This is a genomic window from Enterococcus sp. ARL09-542, assembly GCF_005234805.1.
Classification (GTDB): domain Bacteria; phylum Bacillota; class Bacilli; order Lactobacillales; family Enterococcaceae; genus Enterococcus_D; species Enterococcus_D gallinarum.
Map to the genome: position 1 here is coordinate 52482 of NZ_QPQX01000013.1, position 21000 is coordinate 73481.

16 protein-coding genes are annotated in these 21000 nt (G+C 40.4%); 9 read left to right on the forward strand and 7 right to left on the reverse strand.

What is annotated here, in order from left to right; genetic code table 11:
* Positions 1–88 precede the first annotated feature (88 nt).
* Together DVW06_RS13170 and menA are read left to right on the forward strand one after the other, a co-directional pair.
* A complete protein-coding gene (locus DVW06_RS13170) occupies positions 89–1165 on the forward strand; it encodes an FAD:protein FMN transferase (protein ID WP_005469775.1) in 1077 nt (358 codons plus the stop codon).
* 13 nt (positions 1166–1178) lie between these two features.
* A complete protein-coding gene (menA, locus tag DVW06_RS13175; RefSeq protein ID WP_086268921.1) occupies positions 1179–2138 on the forward strand; it encodes a 1,4-dihydroxy-2-naphthoate polyprenyltransferase in 960 nt (319 codons plus the stop codon).
* Between the two features lie 100 nt (positions 2139–2238).
* On the opposite strand, the gene DVW06_RS13180 is transcribed toward menA, so the two are convergent.
* Positions 2239–3198: a biotin--[acetyl-CoA-carboxylase] ligase gene (locus tag DVW06_RS13180; protein WP_005469778.1), complete on the reverse strand. Its 960-nt coding sequence runs from the start codon at positions 3196–3198 to the stop codon at positions 2239–2241.
* Between the two features lie 439 nt (positions 3199–3637).
* Here DVW06_RS13180 and rpoB point away from each other — a divergent pair, with 439 nt between their 5' ends.
* Together rpoB and rpoC are read left to right on the forward strand one after the other, a co-directional pair.
* On the forward strand, positions 3638–7255 hold the full coding sequence (gene rpoB / locus DVW06_RS13185) for a DNA-directed RNA polymerase subunit beta (RefSeq protein ID WP_005469779.1): 3618 nt from the start codon (positions 3638–3640) through the stop codon (positions 7253–7255).
* A 93-nt stretch (positions 7256–7348) separates the two neighbouring features.
* Entirely contained in the window at positions 7349–10999 is a 3651-nt protein-coding gene (gene rpoC, locus DVW06_RS13190) for a DNA-directed RNA polymerase subunit beta' (RefSeq protein WP_137264740.1), read from the forward strand.
* A gap of 43 nt (positions 11000–11042) precedes the next feature.
* Here rpoC and DVW06_RS13195 read toward each other — a convergent pair whose 3' ends face one another.
* Positions 11043–11693: a hypothetical protein gene (locus DVW06_RS13195; RefSeq protein WP_113850265.1), complete on the reverse strand. Its 651-nt coding sequence runs from the start codon at positions 11691–11693 to the stop codon at positions 11043–11045.
* 140 nt (positions 11694–11833) lie between these two features.
* Between DVW06_RS13195 and DVW06_RS13200 the strand changes: the two genes are divergently transcribed.
* The gene (locus tag DVW06_RS13200) at positions 11834–12322 is read left to right on the forward strand and encodes a Dps family protein (protein ID WP_137264741.1); all 489 of its coding nucleotides are present in this window, start codon (positions 11834–11836) and stop codon (positions 12320–12322) included.
* A gap of 44 nt (positions 12323–12366) precedes the next feature.
* On the opposite strand, the gene argH is transcribed toward DVW06_RS13200, so the two are convergent.
* Both argH and DVW06_RS13210 read right to left on the reverse strand, forming a co-directional pair.
* Complete coding sequence (gene argH / locus DVW06_RS13205; protein WP_041120323.1) at positions 12367–13746, reverse strand: argininosuccinate lyase; 1380 nt, start codon at positions 13744–13746, stop codon at positions 12367–12369.
* A 59-nt stretch (positions 13747–13805) separates the two neighbouring features.
* Positions 13806–15020 carry an argininosuccinate synthase gene (locus DVW06_RS13210; RefSeq protein ID WP_137264742.1) on the reverse strand — a complete coding sequence of 405 codons (1215 nt, stop codon included), beginning with the start codon at positions 15018–15020 and terminating at the stop codon, positions 13806–13808.
* Between the two features lie 399 nt (positions 15021–15419).
* Between DVW06_RS13210 and rplM the strand changes: the two genes are divergently transcribed.
* Together rplM and rpsI are read left to right on the forward strand one after the other, a co-directional pair.
* Positions 15420–15866 (forward strand): 50S ribosomal protein L13, encoded by a 447-nt coding sequence (gene rplM, locus DVW06_RS13215; RefSeq protein ID WP_301337271.1) that lies wholly within the window; start codon positions 15420–15422, stop codon positions 15864–15866.
* A gap of 15 nt (positions 15867–15881) precedes the next feature.
* On the forward strand, positions 15882–16274 hold the full coding sequence (rpsI, locus tag DVW06_RS13220; protein ID WP_003128901.1) for a 30S ribosomal protein S9: 393 nt from the start codon (positions 15882–15884) through the stop codon (positions 16272–16274).
* Positions 16275–16361: 87 nt separating this feature from the next.
* Here the strand turns inward: rpsI and DVW06_RS13225 are convergent, their stop codons facing one another.
* From DVW06_RS13225 to DVW06_RS17705, 3 genes are all read right to left on the reverse strand, one after another.
* Positions 16362–17588: a tyrosine-type recombinase/integrase gene (locus DVW06_RS13225; protein WP_137264743.1), complete on the reverse strand. Its 1227-nt coding sequence runs from the start codon at positions 17586–17588 to the stop codon at positions 16362–16364.
* Between the two features lie 71 nt (positions 17589–17659).
* Positions 17660–17818, reverse strand: a complete 159-nt coding sequence (locus tag DVW06_RS13230; RefSeq protein WP_137264744.1) for a helix-turn-helix domain-containing protein — start codon at positions 17816–17818, stop codon at positions 17660–17662.
* 1051 nt (positions 17819–18869) lie between these two features.
* On the reverse strand, positions 18870–19004 hold the full coding sequence (locus DVW06_RS17705; protein ID WP_274543595.1) for a hypothetical protein: 135 nt from the start codon (positions 19002–19004) through the stop codon (positions 18870–18872).
* A gap of 746 nt (positions 19005–19750) precedes the next feature.
* On the opposite strand from DVW06_RS17705, the gene DVW06_RS17240 reads away from it, so the two are divergent.
* Positions 19751–19903 (forward strand): hypothetical protein, encoded by a 153-nt coding sequence (locus DVW06_RS17240; protein WP_174784183.1) that lies wholly within the window; start codon positions 19751–19753, stop codon positions 19901–19903.
* 285 nt (positions 19904–20188) lie between these two features.
* Positions 20189–20989 (forward strand): TrmB family transcriptional regulator, encoded by an 801-nt coding sequence (locus tag DVW06_RS13245; RefSeq protein WP_137264745.1) that lies wholly within the window; start codon positions 20189–20191, stop codon positions 20987–20989.
* Positions 20990–21000 lie beyond the last annotated feature (11 nt).

A 21000-nucleotide genomic window follows, 5' to 3' on the forward strand; every position in this document is an offset into this window, starting at 1 on the left:
GAAACTAAGATTCTGGCGCCAACCCTTTTCATTTTAGAAAAAAAAAGCTATTATAATAAAATTGAATACAACAGAAAAGAGGAAGACCATGAAAAAGAAATTACCGTTTTTTGCATTGATTGTTTTTTTTATCACAATATTATCCGCTTGCGGCAGTGAAAAAGAAACTGTTCAATTAAGAGACGAACCATATTTTCAAGAAGAATTTTTATTAGGCACGTATACACGCATCAGAATTTACGATGAAGGCAAAGAATCTGCGATGAAACCAGCGTTTGCCCGCATCAAAGAATTGGGAGACAAGATTACGATCAACCAAGCAGGATCAGAAGTTGACGAGATCAATGCCCAAGCTGGAATCAAACCAGTCAAAGTTTCTGATGATATTTATTTTCTATTGAAGGATGCCTATGACTATAGCAAAAAATCTAATGGCGGGTTCAATATGGCTATCGGTGCGATCACCCAATTGTGGCGGATTGGATTTGATGATGCTCGCAAACCGGAACAATCGGAAATTGATGAAGCACTAAAACATATCGATTATCGGAAAGTTGAGTTCAATGATGATGAGAAGACCGTCTATTTAAAAGACAAAGATATGATCATTGACTTAGGAGCGATCGCTAAAGGATATATCACGGATGAAGTAGTCAAAGTATTGAAGGAACAAGGGGTTACCTCGGCAATCGTTGACTTAGGCGGCAATGTCTATGTGTTAGGACATAGCAATCGTGGTGAAGACGAACCTTGGAATGTGGGGATCCAAGATCCCAACGAAGCCCGCGGTTCCATTATTGGCAGTATCAAAGAAACCAACAAAACGGTGGTCACTTCAGGAATCTATGAACGCTATTTGAAAGTCGACGGCAAAACCTATCACCATATCTTTGATTCAGAAACAGGGTATCCGTATGACAATGACATTGCCAGTGTATCTGTGATCACAGATAAATCGATCGATGGCGATGGTTTGACGACGGTGGTTTTTGATAAAGGGATCAAAGCTGGTTTAGAATATATCGAGCAGCACACCGACAAAGGAACAGATGCGATCTTCATCACGAAAGAAGGGATCGTCTATGTTACGGATGGAATCAAAGATACCTTTAAGCTGTCTGAAGAATCAGGTTACACGATGGGCGATCGTGCCGATTTAAAATAAGAGGAGGGATCTTGTGTCTCTTGCAGTATTTTTAGAAGTTGTTGAGATTCGGACTAAGGTTGCAAGTATTTTTCCGTTTATTATGGGAATCTTGTTTTCTCTCGTATACTTCCATGAATTCCATCCATTGAACACCGTTATATTTTTTGTAGGGATGATCTTGTTTGATTTAACGACAACATCGATCAATAACTACATGGATTTCAAAAAAGCAAAGTCTAAGGTTTATAAGTATGAACAAAATGTGATCGGTCGGGAAAAGATTCCCGAAACCCTTGTACGGAACATGATTTTTGGCATGTTGGCGCTAACGTTGTTGATCGGTCTTTATCTGACTTGGATGACAGGCTGGCTTTTATTGCTGATGGGATTAGTCGTATGCTTTATCGGGGTGTTTTATACCTTTGGGCCGGTTCCCTTATCTCGGATGCCATTGGGGGAAGTCTTTAGTGGAATGACGATGGGATTAGGTATTTTTGCCATCACCATCTATCTGAACACTGTCACACAAAAAGTTTTTTATTTAGACATTGATTTTGCGACCGGAACCTTCGGATTAGTGGGTCATCTGTGGGCGGTATGTGCCATTGTATTAGCATCCTTGCCCCTTGTATTTACGATTGCCAATATTATGTTGGCAAATAACTTGCGTGATTTAGAAACAGATATTGAGAACCACCGGTACACATTGGTTTATTACATTGGTCGGACCAACGGCATTCATCTTTTCCAAGGATTGATGCTGGCATCCTACGGTGCGATTTTGATCGGATTTTTGTTTGGTCTTTATCAGTGGCCGATCTTACTCGTCTTTCTAACCTTACCGAAGATTCGCCAAAACTTGAAAGAGCATCAAGCAAGTTTGCCTCACCCAAGAAGCTTTGGTTATTCAATCAAAAACATGATTTTATTTAACAGTAGCTATGCTCTAGGCCTAATTTTATGCCTGATCTGGCAAATGCTCGTTCACTAAATAGCAAGACAAAAACCCGTCAGACAAAGAATGGCTGCATCGTAAGAGCAGTCTTTCTTGATCTGACGGGTCTTTGTTTGGTTTTTTGAAAAAAATGCTGCTAAGAATATTTCTCCAGACTGATTTCACCAGAAGAAAGGACTTTGACATCATCTGTTGTCCGAACCACTAATTCACCAGTAGCAGTGATGGACTCTGCGACTCCTTCATAGCGGATGCCTTGTTGTGTGAAGCAAACGGTTTTACCAAGAACAAATGATTTCTGACGATAAATAGTTAGATAATCATCAGCCGGTAATTGATCCAACAAGTCAAAGAAGCGTGTCCATACTGCTGCGATCAAGCGCGCACGATTGACAGGAGCTTCCCCAGTTGGAAAGAGAGAGGTTGCCCTTTGCTGGATATCTTCTGGGAAAGCTGTCTGAGGGATCGCAAAGTTGATGCCTATGCCGATGACGATCGAAGCGATGCGGCCACTTTCAAAGTCACTAGTGGCTTCAGATAAAATACCGCAGACTTTTTTTCCTTCTAAGTAAATATCGTTGACCCACTTGATTTGTGTTTCTTTGCCGGTCAACTCATCGATTGCTTGTGCCACAGCTACCGCTGCCAATAATGTGTATTGAGGCAACTCGCTGAAGGTATGATTTGGCTTCAGCAATAAGCTCATATAGATTCCTTTTCCTTTGGGTGAAAAGAAAGGACGATTGAATCGACCATGCCCGCCTACCTGTGTTTCTGCTAAAAATAGAGCCGGAGTCGAAAGTTCAGATAAAGCAGCTAGCTTTGCTTCTTTCATCGTGGTCTCAACTTGGTCAGCGATCTGGATCGTTGCTACCATCGGCAGTGCTTCCTGTAACGTGCGTTGTTCGTAACGATCTGCTGATAAATAGCGATAGCCGCTGGCTGAATGTTCAAAGCGGTAGCCTTTTTTCTCTAATTCTTTAATCGCTTTCCAGACGGCAGTCCGTGATATGTCCAATTTTTGGGCAATTTTTTCTCCGGATAAAACGGAGGTTTCTTGTTGCAACAATGCCAAAATCTTTTCTCTAGTTGTCATAGTTGCTCCTTTCAAAATGTTTCACGTGTAACGCTCATGCTTTTTTTGCTAGCATAGCAAGAAAACAAGAAAATGCAAAGAAATTTCTCGTCATTTTTTCTAATTTTAGAAAATCCTTTCTTAAAGAAAACTTAGAATTTGCATGCATCGGAAAAGCGTTGCAACTTTCAATGAAAGCTTGACATCAATGTGCTTCATCTGTATAATAAGGAGTTGCAAAAACTATCTGAAAGAAAAAAGCAGAAACGAAATATTGTCCGTTTCGGCTTGGGAATAAGGAAACAAAAGTAGAAAATGCCCATTGCATCTGTTCTATTTTTGGTTTTTTTTTGCCTAAAAGCCGCAAAAAATGCTTTCTGTAATATATATTTAATATTTGTTACAGTTTTGTAAATAATCGGATAGCCTTTTTGAAAGACTTTATGAAGAGGTGAAGAGCTTGGCTGGACACGTAGTAAAATACGGAAAGCACCGCGAACGTAGAAGTTTCGCACGGATCAGTGAAGTATTAGAATTACCGAATTTGATTGAAATTCAAACCGACTCTTACCAATGGTTCTTAGATGAGGGCCTAAGAGAAATGTTTGAAGATATTTTGCCAATCGAAGGATTTAACGGCAATTTGTCCCTAGAATTTGTAGACTATGAATTGAAAGAACCTAAGTATACAGTGGAAGAAGCTCGTGCACATGATGCCAACTATTCGGCACCTTTGCATGTCACATTGCGTTTAACAAACCGTGAAACTGGCGAAATCAAGTCACAAGAAGTCTTCTTTGGCGATTTTCCATTAATGACGGAACAAGGTACGTTTATCATCAATGGGGCAGAGCGGGTCATCGTTTCTCAGTTAGTCCGTTCACCAGGTGTTTATTTCCATGGGAAAGTCGATAAGAACGGAAAAGAAGGATTCGGCTCAACTGTGATCCCTAACCGCGGTGCGTGGTTAGAAATGGAGACAGATGCGAAAGACATCTCTTATGTACGTATTGACCGTACTCGGAAGATTCCTTTGACTGTGTTAGTGCGTGCCTTAGGGTTTGGTTCAGATGACACGATCTTTGAAATTTTTGGAGACAGTGATTCGTTACGCAACACAATCGAAAAAGACTTGCACAAAAATGCAAGCGACTCTCGGACAGAAGAAGGACTGAAAGATGTTTACGAACGTCTGCGTCCAGGCGAACCCAAAACGGCTGACAGCTCACGCAGCTTGTTGAATGCTCGCTTCTTCGATCCAAAACGCTATGACTTAGCAAATGTTGGTCGTTACAAAGTAAACAAAAAATTAGACTTGAAAACACGTCTATTGAATTTGACATTAGCAGAAACATTGGTTGATCCTGAAACTGGCGAAATCATCGTCGAAAAAGGAACTGTGTTGACTCACCAAGTGATGGAAACATTAGGTGCCTTTATCGATAATGGTTTAAATAGTGTTACTTACTACCCATCAGAAGACGGTGTTGTTACAGAACCAATGACTGTTCAAGTCATCAAAGTCTTTTCACCAAAAGATCCAGAACAAGAAGTGAATGTTATCGGTAATGGCTATCCAGATACGACCGTTCGTACAGTACGTCCAGCGGATATCATTGCTTCTATGAGCTACTTCTTCAATTTAATGGAAGGTATCGGCAATGTTGATGATATCGACCACTTAGGAAACCGCCGCATTCGTTCAGTTGGGGAATTATTGCAAAATCAATTCCGAATCGGACTTGCTCGGATGGAACGTGTCGTTCGTGAACGGATGTCAATCCAAGACACAGAAACATTGACACCGCAACAATTGATCAATATTCGTCCTGTTGTAGCAAGTATCAAAGAATTCTTTGGTTCTTCTCAGTTGTCACAGTTCATGGACCAGACCAACCCATTGGGTGAGTTGACCCATAAACGTCGTTTATCAGCCTTAGGACCTGGTGGTTTGACGCGTGACCGTGCTGGATATGAAGTACGGGACGTTCACTATTCCCACTATGGCCGGATGTGTCCGATCGAAACGCCTGAAGGACCGAACATCGGGTTGATCAATAGCTTGGCGTCTTATGCCAAAGTCAATAAATATGGCTTTATCGAAACCCCTTATCGTCGTGTTGATCGGGAGACTGGCCGTGTGACAGATCAAATCGACTATCTGACTGCAGATATCGAAGACCATTACGTCGTTGCCCAAGCAAACAGTTTGCTGAATGAAGACGGTACATTCGTGAATGATGTTGTTATGGCTCGTGCGACTTCTGAAAACTTAGAAGTGTCGATCGACAAAGTGGACTACATGGACGTTTCACCTAAACAAGTAGTCGCAGTCGCAACAGCTTGTATCCCATTCTTGGAAAACGATGACTCCAACCGTGCCTTGATGGGTGCCAACATGCAGCGGCAAGCAGTTCCATTGATCAACCCTAAATCACCATGGGTTGGTACTGGTATGGAATACAAATCAGCCCATGACTCAGGTGCTGCATTATTGTGTAAACAAGATGGAATCGTCGAATATGTGGATGCTGCTGAAATTCGCGTTCGTCGCGACAATGGCGCATTAGATGTTTATTCGGTAACGAAATTCCGTCGTTCTAACTCAGGAACAAGTTACAACCAACGCCCACTTGTAGCCCTTGGCGAAAAAGTAGAAAAAGGCGACATCCTTGCAGATGGCCCATCCATGGAAAATGGTGAAATGGCATTAGGACAAAACGTTCTAGTCGCATTCATGACTTGGGAAGGGTACAACTATGAAGATGCCATCATCATGAGCCGCCGTTTGGTGAAAGATGATGTCTACACTTCTGTGCATATTGAAGAATATGAATCAGAAGCTCGTGATACAAAATTAGGACCTGAAGAAATCACTCGTGAAATCCCGAATGTCGGGGAAGACGCATTGAAAGATCTAGACGAAATGGGTATCATCCGCATTGGTGCGGAAGTCAAAGATGGCGATCTGTTGGTTGGTAAAGTAACGCCTAAAGGGGTAACGGAACTATCTGCAGAAGAACGCTTGCTTCATGCAATCTTTGGTGAAAAAGCCCGCGAAGTCCGCGATACTTCTCTGCGCGTACCTCACGGTGGTGGTGGAATCGTCCATGATGTGAAAATCTTTACCCGCGAAGCTGGCGATGAATTGTCACCAGGTGTCAATATGCTCGTTCGCGTGTATATCGTTCAAAAACGGAAAATCCATGAAGGGGATAAAATGGCCGGCCGTCACGGAAACAAAGGGGTCGTTTCTCGCATTATGCCAGAAGAAGACATGCCTTTCTTACCAGACGGTACACCAGTTGATATCATGTTGAACCCATTAGGGGTGCCTTCACGGATGAACATTGGACAAGTATTGGAATTACACTTAGGAATGGCTGCCCGCCAATTAGGAATCCACGTTGCTACACCAGTCTTTGATGGTGCCAGCGATGAAGATGTCTGGGCAACAGTTGCAGAAGCCGGCATGGCTAGCGACGCCAAAACCGTTTTGTATGATGGCCGTACTGGAGAACCATTTGATGGTCGAATCTCCGTAGGTGTCATGTATATGATCAAATTGGCCCACATGGTCGATGATAAATTACATGCCCGCTCAATTGGACCATACTCATTGGTTACGCAACAACCATTGGGTGGTAAAGCACAATTTGGTGGACAACGTTTCGGGGAAATGGAAGTTTGGGCACTGGAAGCATACGGTGCTGCTTATACCTTGCAAGAGATCTTGACGTACAAGTCAGATGACGTTGTTGGTCGTGTGAAGACATACGAAGCGATCGTTAAAGGGGAACCAATTCCAAAACCAGGCGTACCAGAATCATTCCGCGTATTAGTCAAAGAATTGCAATCACTTGGTTTAGACATGCGTGTCTTAGACATTGATGATGCAGAGATTGAATTGCGTGATATGGATGATGACGATGATGACTTGATCACCGTGGACGCCTTAACAAAATTTGCCGAACAACAAAATGCTCGTGAAATTGAGCAACAAGCACAAACAGAAGCTAAAAATGCCGCCGATGATTTGAACCAACAAATCGAGACAGCAGAAGATCGCTTGCAATAATAGAAACGAGGGGACACCCGTCAAAATCAGACGGAGGTCTCAACCTCGTGTTCTATCGGATATGTCCATGAAATGAAATGGAGGGAACCTTTTTTGATCGATGTAAATAAATTCGAAAGTATGCAAATCGGTTTGGCTTCTCCTGAAAAAATCAGAAGCTGGTCTTACGGTGAAGTAAAAAAACCTGAAACCATTAACTATCGTACGTTGAAACCTGAACGCGAAGGGTTGTTTGACGAGCGTATTTTCGGCCCAACCAAAGACTGGGAATGTGCCTGCGGAAAATACAAACGAATTCGTTATAAAGGAATCGTTTGTGACCGTTGCGGTGTTGAAGTCACTCGCTCAAAAGTTCGTCGTGAACGGATGGGTCACATTGAATTAGCGGCACCTGTATCACATATTTGGTACTTCAAAGGCATTCCTTCACGGATGGGTCTAGTGTTAGACATGAGCCCACGTGCCTTGGAAGAAATCATTTATTTTGCTTCTTATGTCGTGATCGAGCCAGGAAACACTAGTCTTGAGAAGAAACAATTATTGACTGAACGGGAATACCGTGAAAAACGTGACCAATACGGTCAAGAATTTTCAGCAGCGATGGGTGCTGAAGCCATCAAACAATTGTTGGATGGTGTGGATCTAGACGGCGAAGTGGCTGAACTAAAAGAAGAATTGAAAAACGCGACCGGACAAAAACGGACACGTGCGATCCGTCGTTTAGATATCTTAGAAGCTTTCCGTGCTTCAGGAAACAAACCAAGCTGGATGGTCATGGATGTTATTCCAGTTATCCCGCCTGATTTGCGCCCAATGGTCCAATTAGAAGGTGGCCGTTTCGCAACAAGTGACTTGAACGATCTTTATCGCCGTGTAATCAACCGGAACAACCGGTTGAAACGTCTATTAGACTTAAATGCACCGAATATTATTGTTCAAAATGAAAAACGGATGCTCCAAGAAGCAGTGGATGCCTTGATCGATAATGGTCGTCGCGGTCGTCCAGTTGCTGGACCAGGTAACCGTCCATTGAAATCTCTTTCTCATATGTTGAAAGGGAAACAAGGTCGTTTCCGTCAAAACTTACTAGGTAAACGTGTTGACTATTCTGGTCGTTCCGTTATCGTCGTTGGTCCATTCCTAAAAATGTATCAATGTGGATTGCCAAAAGAAATGGCGATCGAATTGTTCAAACCATTTGTGATGCGTGAATTGGTTTCTCGTGAAATCGCGTCAAATATCAAAAATGCGAAACGTAAAATCGAGCGCCAAGAAGATGAAGTTTGGGATGTCCTAGAAGACGTCATCAAAGAACACCCTGTTCTTTTGAACCGGGCACCTACGTTGCACAGACTTGGAATTCAAGCATTTGAACCTGTATTGGTTGAAGGCCGTGCGATTCGTTTGCACCCACTAGTCTGTGAAGCCTACAATGCCGATTTCGATGGAGACCAAATGGCTGTCCACGTGCCATTGAATGAAGAAGCGCAAGCCGAAGCACGGATGTTGATGTTAGCAGCACAAAACATCTTGAATCCGAAAGACGGTAAGCCAGTTGTAACACCATCTCAAGATATGGTCCTAGGGAACTACTACTTGACGATGGAAGAAGAAGGCCGCGAAGGGGAAGGCATGATCTTCCGCGACATGGACGAAGCAGTAACAGCTTGGCGCAATGGTTACGTGCATTTACACACCCGTATTGCGATCAATCCAAACACATTAGGGGACAAACCATTTACTGCAGAACAAAAAGAACGCTTGATGGTAACGACTGTTGGGAAAGTGATCTTCAACTCGATCATGCCAACAGAATTCCCTTACTTGAATGAACCAACAGATTTCAATTTGACAGTCCAAACACCAGATAAGTACTTTGTCGAAGCTGGAACAGATATTCCTGCTTTCATCAAAGAACAAGAACTAGTCGGACCATTCAAGAAGAAAAACTTAGGAAATATTATTTCTGAAGTCTTCAAACGTTTCCGCATCACTGAAACATCACGGATGCTTGACCGCATGAAAGACTTAGGGTATAGCCATTCTACAATGGCCGGTATCACTGTAGGTATTGCAGATATCATGAACTTGCATGAAAAACATGACATCATCGAAAATGCCCACAAACAAGTTGAAACGATCACGAAACAATTCCGTCGTGGTTTGATCACTGATGATGAACGTTATGAACGCGTAATCGGTGTCTGGAATGCCGCGAAAGATGAGATCCAATTGAAACTGATGGAATCATTGGAAGCGAAAAACCCAATCTTCATGATGTCTGATTCTGGAGCCCGTGGTAACATCTCCAACTTTACTCAGCTTGCTGGGATGCGTGGATTGATGGCTGCGCCGAATGGACAAATCATGGAATTGCCGATCATCTCAAACTTCCGTGAAGGACTTTCTGTCTTAGAAATGTTTATCTCTACTCACGGGGCTCGTAAAGGAATGACCGATACCGCCTTGAAGACAGCCGATTCTGGTTACTTGACTCGTCGTTTGGTTGACGTGGCGCAAGATGTCATCATTCGTGAAGAAGATTGCGGAACCGACCGTGGTTTAGATATTCAAGCTATTCGTGAAGGTAACGAAATCATCGAATCATTGGAAGAACGCTTGATTGGACGATACACACGTAAATCAGCGATCCATCCAGAGACTGGTGCAGTCATTGTCGGACCAGATCAATTGATCACTGAAGACCTTGCCAAAGAAATCGTTGACGCAGGAATCGAAACTGTTTCGATCCGTTCCGTCTTTACATGTAATACAAAACATGGTGTATGTAAACATTGTTATGGCCGTAACTTGGCAACTGGTTCAGAAGTTGAAGTTGGTGAAGCAGTTGGTACGATCGCTGCCCAATCAATCGGTGAACCAGGTACTCAGTTGACCATGCGTACATTCCATACCGGTGGGGTAGCCGGTGATGATATCACTCAAGGTCTGCCTCGTGTCCAAGAAATCTTTGAAGCCCGTAATCCGAAAGGTCAAGCGGTCATCACTGAAGTTACCGGTGAAGTAATCGATATCTCTGAAGATGCGTCTACTCGTACGAAAGAAGTGACGATCAAAGGGGAAACTGATACTCGGACCTATACTGTACCATTTACCGCACGTATGAAAGTGGTTGAAGAAGACTTTATCCATCGTGGTGCACCATTGACAGAAGGATCAATCGATCCAAAACAATTGTTGCAAGTACGTGATGTCTTGTCTGTTGAAAACTATCTATTGCGTGAAGTACAACGCGTTTACCGTATGCAAGGGGTAGAAATCGGCGACAAACATATCGAAGTAATGGTTCGTCAAATGTTGCGTAAAGTTCGTGTCATGGATCCAGGTGATTCAGACATCTTGCCAGGAACATTGATGGATATCGCTGACTTTAAAGACCGCAACTACAACACATTAGTTGCCGGCGGGGTTCCTGCTACCAGCCGCCCAGTCTTACTTGGTATCACAAAAGCATCCTTGGAAACAAACAGCTTCTTATCTGCTGCATCCTTCCAAGAAACAACACGTGTGTTGACAGATGCTGCGATCCGCGGGAAGAAAGATCCATTACTAGGATTGAAGGAAAATGTTATCATCGGTAAGATTATTCCTGCAGGTACTGGTATGGCTCGCTACCGTGAAATGGAACCAAAAGAAGTCACTGTTGCGAGTGAAAATGTCTATAGTATTTCCGACATTGAAGCGCAAATGGCTGCAGAAGATGCATTGAACAACCAAAACTAAACAAAAGCCCGCTGTTTCGCTAATGAAACAGCGGGCTTTTTTGTTAAAGGAAACGCACGATGACTAATGCTAAACTCAAACAAGGAACAAAGGGCAGCATTCGTAATTGGTTTCTGACAAACAGCTTATGCAATGAAAAAAACAAGAGCCCGCAGCAGCTAGCGATAATCAACAGCCACAGGAGTTGGTGAGTAGACAGCCAAGGCGCCCAACCACCAATCAAGAATAAGTCGCCATCTCCCAGCTGTTCTTGCCAAACGAAAAAGAATAATGGCAGAAGCAGGAGGAAGTTCTGCCAATGAAAAGGCTGTGCGTTCATGAGATTGGTAAAAGCCAATAAAAACAAAGAAGGATAGAGAATCTCTCCCTTGACACTATAATCGTAGAGATCTGTCAAAGTGAGGAGGTAAGCACTGTTCAACCAGACCAACGCCAGCCAACACTCCCCTACGGATGGTTGTAGGAAAGCAAGCCAGATCAGCCAAGCATAAACGCTTTTTGCCAATAAACTAGCAGCAGTGCAATCCAATAAAACTTGAGCATGCTTGATAAAAGGAAAAAATGGCTGTTGGGCCACGGAATAGAAAATAGGAGGTTTTCTATGAAAATCATCAAAATATTTGCTTGGATCATCCTGCCAGTAAATGGTTTGAATAAACGCATATACCGCTGCACCTAAAATATACCCCCACATCAGATACACTGTCTCCTCCTCCTTTGCCTCATAAAGAAATACGTGAAAAGCTGAGAAATTTTCTCAAGTAGTAGGTTTTGGTGTACTTTTTTTTAGATTCATACTATGCTTGAAATAGAGAATTTAAAGGAGGAATCGTAATGAAATTTGAACAAACAAAAGAAGTGTTGAATCAACTCGTTGCTGACTTAAGTCAAATGGCAATGGTCGTTCACCAAACACACTGGTACATGCGAGGACCTGGCTTTTTAACTTTACATCCAATGATGGATGATTTTATGGATGATTTGAACGACCAATTAGATGTGATCTCTGAACGCTTGATCACATTAGATGGCTCACCCTACTCAACATTACGGGAAATGGCAGACAATACACAAATCCCTGATGAAATCGGCAACTGGGACCGTACGATCCCAGAACGTTTAGCTACACTTGTTGAAGGTTATCGTTATCTAGCTGACTTATACCAAAAAGGGATTGAAGTCAGTGGTGAAGAAGGCGATGATTCAACACAAGATATCTTTATCGGCTTCAAAACAGATACTGAAAAACGTATCTGGATGATCCAAGCGCACCTAGGTGAAGCGCCTCAAATCGATCCAGCAAAATCACGTGTGCGTCATTGATTCAGTGAGCATAAAAAAGCGAAGACCTAAATCTTCGCTTTTTTTTATGCCAATGCCAGGGATTGCTTGGCGGCTTCGATCTGTTGTTTGACTTGGTCAAATCCGGTACCGCCGTAAGAATGCCGGTTCTTGACTGCCGTATAAGAGTCCAGTTTATCGTAAATGTCAGCTTCGATCACTGGCTGGACTGCTTGATACTCTTCTAGTGGGATATCCTGTAGATAAATGCCTTTACTGAGGCACTCACTCACCAATTTACCAACGATTTCATGGGCTTGTCGGAAAGGAATTCCTTTACCTGCTAAATAATCCGCCAGTTCAGTGGCATTGGAAAAGTCTTTTTCTGTCGAACGTTTCATTCGCTCATGGTTGACTTGCATCGTTTGGATCATTCCGGTCATGATCTGCAAGCTTTTCACAATGGTTTCGGTGGTATCGAACATGCCTTCTTTGTCTTCTTGGAAATCTTTGTTATAAGCCAAAGGCAGACCTTTCATGACCGTCAATAAACTAAAAAGGTTGCCATAGACACGTCCTGTTTTGCCGCGGATCAATTCCGCCATGTCAGGATTCTTTTTTTGCGGCATGATTGAACTACCTGTAGAGAAAGTATCCGTCAATTCCACGAATTGAAACTCATGACTGCACCAAAGAATCAACTCTTCACAAAAACGAGAAAGATGCATCATCAAAATCGCGGCATTACTCAAAAATTCCAGAATAAAATCACGGTCACTAACGGCATCCAGACTATTGCTGTAAATCGAGCCAAAACCTAATGCTTCCGCACTATAGGCACGGTCGATAGGGAATGTGGTGCCAGCCAATGCAGCACTGCCTAAAGGCATGATATCGATCCGAGTGAGACTTTCTGTAAACCGTTCTTGATCGCGGGTCAACATGCTGTAATAGGCTAACAAGTGATGGGCAAAAGAAATCGGCTGTGCATGCTGCAGGTGAGTATAGCCGGGCATGATCGTGTAGATATTGCTTTCAGCTTGCTCCACTAGTACGTGACGGAACGCCGCAATCAAGTCGATGACTTCCTTTACCACATCCTTCAAGTACAAGTGCATATCCGTCGCAACTTGATCATTCCGACTCCGGGCCGTATGCAATTTGCCAGCGACGGGTCCAATTTCTTCATGTAAAAAGGTCTCGATATTCAAATGAATATCTTCGTTCTCAATCGAAAAGGTCAGTTCACCATCCGCTAATTTTTCTTGGATCGCTAACAAGCCTTGAATGATTTTGTTGCCATCTGCTTCATCAATGATCCCCGTGTGGATCAGCATTTTGACGTGAGCCAAACTGCCTTGGATGTCCTGTTTTGCCAATAATTGATCGAAAGGAATCGACGCTCCAAAGGCATCGATCCATGCTTCATTTTTGCCGTCGAAACGACCGCCCCATAATTTTGCCATTTTGCTCACCTCGAAAGAAACTTGACTTCACCCTCAAAAGGAAAAAGTCACCTTATTGACTAAATCAGTGTTTCTGTTAATTGCTGTTGTGCCTGAATCTCTGCGTGGACCTTGCTAGGCAGTCCCCATAATTTGATGAATCCGATCGCCGCGTGTTGATCGAAGGTATCGGCAGACGTATAAGTCGCCAAGTTTTCATCGTAAAGACTGTTCTCTGACTTACGTCCTTCACAGATGACATTGCCTTTGAACAATTTCAAACGTACGATCCCATTGACATAGACTTGTGTGTTTTTTAGAAAAGCGATCAAGGCATCGGTTAAGGGATTGAACCAGAGGCCATCATAAATTACTTGGGCCAGTTGCTGCTCGATGATTGGTTTGAAATGGGCCAACTCGCGAACAAAAACCAAATCCTCTAATTCTTTATGAGCTGTCATTAGAGCCATCGCTCCCGGACATTCGTAGACTTCACGAGATTTGATTCCCACTAAACGGTTTTCGATGTGGTCGATCCGACCAATACCATGTTCGCCGGCTAGACGATTCATTTTCATAATCAATTCGGCCAGATTCAGTGTTTCGCCATCCAATGCGGTAGGAATCCCTTGATCAAAAGTAATCTCAACGATCGTCGGTACATCAGGAGTATCTTCCAATTCTTGCGTAATGGCATAAGCGCCTCTAGGGGGAGTCGCCCATGGATCTTCTAAGACCCCGCATTCGCAAGCCCGGCCCCAAAGATTTTGATCAATCGAATAAGGGTTATCCAAATCGGCAGGAATCGGCACCCCTTTTTCAGCGGCATAGGCAATCTCTTCTTCCCGGGACCATTTCCATTCCCGAACCGGAGCAATGACTTTCAAGTGAGGGGCTAATGCGGCAATCGCGACCTCGAACCGGACTTGGTCATTTCCTTTACCAGTACAGCCATGAGCAACGGTAGTCGCCCCTGTAGCGATGGCTAATTCTACTAGTTTCTTGGCAATCAGCGGACGAGAAAGGGCAGAGACCAGCGGATAGGAGTTCTCATAGAAGGTATTCCCTTGTAAGGCAATCAATGCAAAGTCCTGAGCAAACTCTTCTCGGGCATCAATCGCATAGGATTCGATGGCACCCACAGCGAGTGCTTTGTCTTTGATCGATTGTGTATCACGGCCTTCGCCAATATCCAAACAGCACGCTACCACATCATATCCTTGATCTGTCAGCCATTTAATCGAAACAGACGTATCAAGTCCACCAGAATACGCTAAAATTACTTTTTCTTTCATAATGATTAACTCCCATCCTTAAATTCAAGTAAGATGAAGCTATCGTAACAGAATAAAAATAAGAAATCAAGAGAAAAAGTAAATATTTATACAATGAATTCTTCTTGTGTTTAGCAAGGATATAGATACAGATTGATATAATAATAAAAACCAGAGATACTTATTGCAGGAAGTATACAAATTATGCGCAAAATGTGTATAAAAGTGCAGGCTGTTTGGTCAGAATAACAACTGAAAGTTTTCGGAAAAGAATTGAAGGGAAATTTCAAAAAAACTGCGAAACACGTTGACATGTGGCTCTTAAGACGGTATTATGTTATATGGTATTGTTTGCCCCACGAGAGCCCCGGAAACTCAAGTGTATGTCAAACATTCGTGAAATTGAATTGGAGGAAAAAAATCGTGCGTACAACATATATGGCCAAACCAGGCGAAGTAGAACGTAAATGGTACGTAGTAGATGCAACGGATGTTCCTATGGGACGTCTTTCAGCAGTTGTGGCATCTATCTTACGTGGTAAAAATAAACCAACATTCACACCTCATGTGGATACAGGTGATTTCGTAATCGTCATTAATGCAGAAAAAATCAAATTAACAGGTAACAAAGCAAGCGATAAAATTTATTACCGTCACTCAAACTTCCCAGGCGGATTGAAATCAGTCTCTGCGGGAGAACTACGTGCTAAAAATTCTCGTCGTTTGATCGAAACTTCTGTTAAAGGCATGCTTCCTAAAAACACTTTAGGACGTAAACAAGGAATGAAACTTCATGTTTATGCTGGCGCTGAACACCCACATGCTGCACAACAACCAGAAGTATTGGACATCACAAACTTAATCTAATAGGAGGGAATTTCATTGGCACAAGCTCAATATATCGGCACAGGCCGTCGTAAAAATGCAGTAGCTCGCGTACGTTTAGTACCAGGTACTGGTAAAATTACTGTTAACAAAAAAGATGTTGAAGAATACATTCCACACGCTGACTTGCGTGAAGTAATCAACCAACCATTCGGCGTTACAGAAACTAAAGGATCATATGATGTTTTTGTAAACGTAAATGGTGGTGGATATGCTGGACAATCAGGTGCAATCCGTCACGGTATCGCACGTGCATTGCTACAAGTAGATCCTGATTTCCGTCTAGCTCTTAAACGCGCTGGTTTACTTACTCGGGACGCACGTATGGTCGAACGTAAGAAACCAGGTCTTAAGAAAGCTCGTAAAGCTTCACAGTTCTCAAAACGTTAGTATTCTATTTATATCAATGTTTCAGGACACTTTTCAATTATTTGGAAAGTGTCTTTTTTATAATAAGAACACATTTGAGAACACACATTAATCACAATTATTTAATCCTTTTTGGAATGCTTCAAAAACGGATTTATCAACTACGTCAGGTGTGTTCACGTATATTTTTGTAGTAGAAATATCCGAGTGCGTTAAAGCATTAGAAATTTGATTCATATTTGCTCCGCCTTGCCTAGCTATAGTTGCATAGGTATGACGAAGTTTGTGTGGAGATAAGTGAGCCAATTCAGGATGCCTTTTTTTTATTGAATTAATTCGATAGTTTAGGTAGTCAGGGTGTACAGGACAATTTACTTCTCCAGAAGGTTTGGAGTAAGTAAAGAGATACTGGTCAGGTGTTTGTATAATTTTTAGTTCCAACAATTGTTCAGCCTGAGCCGATTTCCATTCACTTAATAATGTCATTACAATTTCTGGTACTTGAATAACGGTATCTTTCCGGCCTTTTGTATATGTCTTTCTTTGGTATTTATCTAAAGCATGTTTGAGACGAACCGTATGTTTATTAAAATCAATATACTTCCATTGCAGAGCATAAGTTTCACTTTTCCTATCACCGAGATATAAAGTAAGCATGAAAAGTGTATAGTCGTGAAGGGAAAGTAAGTTATTACTCAAGTCTGTGTTTACTGCTTTCATCCAATCAGTCAGCTCTTTTGATGATAACGCTTGATTACCGTCCCGTATCCTTTTTTCTTCTAAAGCAACTTTTTTAGGTGCGGTAATACATTGAATAATTTTAGTAGTTCGATTAAACTCGATATAATTTAGTATTTCTGCGACATCGAACACAGAACGAACATAACCTTTGATTATTTTTATATTTGCGTATTCTTTTGATTTCTTCGTTAATTCATCTGATATTATCTCAGTATTTGCATTTAGATAATTCATTGGATATTCACCAAACATTGGAAGGATGTGCAAACGGAATATATCTTTAGTATTACTAATTGTTACATTACTCGGTGCCCTATTTGATCTAGTGGTTTGACCTAGTTCATATCTAGGAAGCCATTTTAATTCATAGAAATTCTTAAACTTCATTTGTCCTTTTAATTCAAATGAATTTGCATTCTCCTCTCTTAAGACTCTTTCAATCTTCTTTTTCATTTCATTTTCGGCTTTAATAGCCGATTGCCTAGTTGGGAATACTTTTTGATACTTTTCTGATGCTATTCCAGTGATTTCTCTGAATTTTTTTGGATACCTCAGATTGGTTTTGTACTTCCCATTTGAAAGTTTTGTAGGCAAATTTCCTCACTCCTTTAAAAAGTAAGGCAGCATATTTCGCTATTATTAGTATATGCAGCTATCAATAAATTTCAAATTTTTTTGAATGCATTCATGAAATCTTTGATATCCTCTACAGCAAAGCGAACTACACCGTCAATTTTTATTATCGGAAAATTATATACACGAATCCACTTATCTAAAGTATTGTTATCAATTCCAAGAAATTCACAGGTTTGTTTTTTATTCAAGTACATTCTCGACTTAATAAAAATCATCTCCCAAATAGTATATGAATTTTTGAATTACTTTGGGTAAGTACATAGGAATTTCACCTCTCCCCAGTTTACGGCGAGCCTTACGGAAGTATCATTATTTACTGCTATTGTCATGGCATTTTGTCGTCCCAGAACAAAAGAAATCTCTAAGTAGTTTTCGCTAACTAGGTCATGGCGTACTTGTATTTCTAGCTCGAATAGCAGGGAACGTTATTCAAAAATTATATCTAATTATCAAAGATCAATATAGGAATATCATCCTAATCACTATTAATAACAAGATGAAGAAAAAAAAAGAAACAAAAATAGAAAAAAACTTTATCTTGATTCAGAGAATTCAATATAGATAATATGATACTAAGCAAAATTATTTGGTTGTTAAGATAAATTATGACTACGTATTTAAAGATTTCTGGGTCAAAACTAAATAAAGAATGAGCCAATCAAAGTCATTTGTATCTAGTTCATTTTGATAATTTTTATGTGAGTAAATAAAAGATAAAGAAGTTTTCTACGCTCTTATTTCAGAAAGATCTTACGTGATTGAGTTTGACTTAATTACAGGAGACTATGTCATACTAGGGGCTATTCTAGTGATATGGTTGCTCAAGACTCATTCACCATAAATTTACATTTTATGAGATACCAACAAAACTATATTGTATTTAAAAAAAATAGATCGACAAAGATTACATGTGTCAGTAAATGATCACTGCTTTGTCGTATGAAAAAATATTTTTTTCTATTTTAATAAAAGCGCATGGTAAGCATGCCAGAACGGATAACCCCTTAAGGAAACAAGAGTCGAGAAAACGATTTTAGCGTTGGTTCGTCTAAACTTTAATAAATTATTGATAAAACTGTCCAATGATTCGGTAGAAGTAAGAACTATTTTGATTAACATCGAATAAGGCTCTATGATACAGTCACGTTCGAGTAGACTGGGGATTGTTTTTATGAAAGTGTAAAACCTGATTTTTGATTTTGATTTAATCAACAGGTAGATAAACGCTTTGGCTAGTAATTAAGCATGTTCGTGGTCAATTGCCACTTGAGAATACAGTAACTGACTAGTATCTTCTAAACATTTTATTCTCTGGGAAACAGTAGGTACAGTGATGAATAAAACTTCACCTAGTTTTTGATGATATATGACCATTCTATTGCAACAAATTCAACAACTTCTTTCTAGTCCATTCGAATACTTTCCTCTGTTCTGATCTTGTACTAATTATCTTTTTTCAAAGTGAAAAGGAATAATTTTGAGTATTTACAAAGAACTGAATGCAAAGACTCGTGCACTTTTGACATATGTGATATTTCAACGTATATGAAACGAAAAGAGGGATTTTATCATAATGTGGATTGAATCAGATATAATTGGCAGTCTGCCTATATATTAGGAGGCTTATTACGGCATTCATAACTAGCTAGCAAGATGACACGAGTGGCCCCCTTAATTGCTAAGCTATAGGAGAGTAAAAGAAGAAAGGAAGCAAGTGTCTCTAAGGCGGGCGATCTTTTGAGAGATTTCATTTTGTTGTTTCTATTTATCTCATTTTTATTTTGGTTAGTCATTTTCGTATAGCTAAGCGTTCATCGACGTGATTTTGGATCATAACGTATGCTAGGACAAAACAAGGGGATACTGTAGGGAAAAGTTTTTCCGCCTATTGTATTGTTTGGCCTTTCGTTGTAAAAGCACCCTCACCGATGGTCACTTAGATTGGGTATATGAAATTGTTCAACAAAAAAAGTAGGAAAATACAGGAGAATAAAAAGAAATCACAATGAAATCTCCTAAAAGGTCAAGATGGTTTTAATAAAAATTTATCTTTTAATACATTTGTTATTTTTATAATGTAATGGTGTAAAATAGATTAAATAGTTTAATGAGGTGTTTATATGAAGAAAAAAGGGATTCCTTATTGTCCAAAACCTAAAAATGCTTTTGAAAGAGGTTTGTTTAAATATTTTGAAGGTGGAAAAGGTCAAGAACTAAAAGAAAAGAATCAAAAAATGAATTCTAGAAAAGAAAAAAATGAGTATGTTTTTTAGAAAGAATGGAACTGTTGTGAAACTAGAGCGTAAAGATTTATAAGTAATCAGCGATCGTTAATTTTTTATTGAAGGGGTTATTTTTATATAATTCGTTGCAAATAAATATCTCATTTATAGTATTTATTTCACAAACATTTATATAATAATAGTTTAATTTAATTAATAGTTTGTTTTATAGCTATTTATTATATGTGTTTTAATGAACTATTTCTTGACAGATAATTAAAAAGGATTTATAGTTGTTACCGTAGTAGCTACTAGATGTAAAGTGAGGACTAACCAATGGAAACGATTATTCAAATTATGAAGAAATACGATTTTTCAGAGATGGAAACAAGAGTGTATACCACACTATTAGAAAAAGGTAATCTTACAGGATATGAAGTAAGTAAAGTCTCAGGTGTGCCACGCTCTAAAGTATATAACATTTTAGAAAAACTATTAAAAAAGAATTTGATTGTCGTCAATAAATCAGAACCTAAGCTTTATCATGCTATTTCGGCAAATGAGTTTTTAGAGAAATTGGAAAAAAGTGTTAAAAATGATCTCTCTTTTCTTACCCAAAATCTTGGGATGATCAAAGAAAAAGATGAAGAAGAAATGCTGTGGAAAGTTGATGGTATCGAGTATGTTCAAGACAAAGCGGAACATTTAGTGAAAAACGCAAAAGAAAGTTTGCTCATCCAAGTTTGGCATGAGAACCTCACGGATTCACTATTAAAGGCACTGCAGCAAGCGGAAAAAAGAGTTAATAAGTTTGTACTGATTTTATTCAGTTTTACCCATGAATATGATCTTCCCTTAAAAAAGTATTACATTCATGGCTTTGAAACAGCCAAACTTGCTGACTTTGGGGCAAAATGGATCAACATCGTTGCCGATGAGCAAGAAGTCGTATTTGGTACCATTAACGAAGAGCTGCAATCAACCGATGTCACTTGGACAAAAAACCATGCCATGGTAAATCTAGCAAAAGAATATGTCAAACATGATGCATATACACTAAAAGTGATTGCAGAATCTTCTGAAGAACTTAAAGTAAAATATGGTGAGAACTTTGAGGGAATCAGGAAGATTTACTAGTAGGAGGAAAT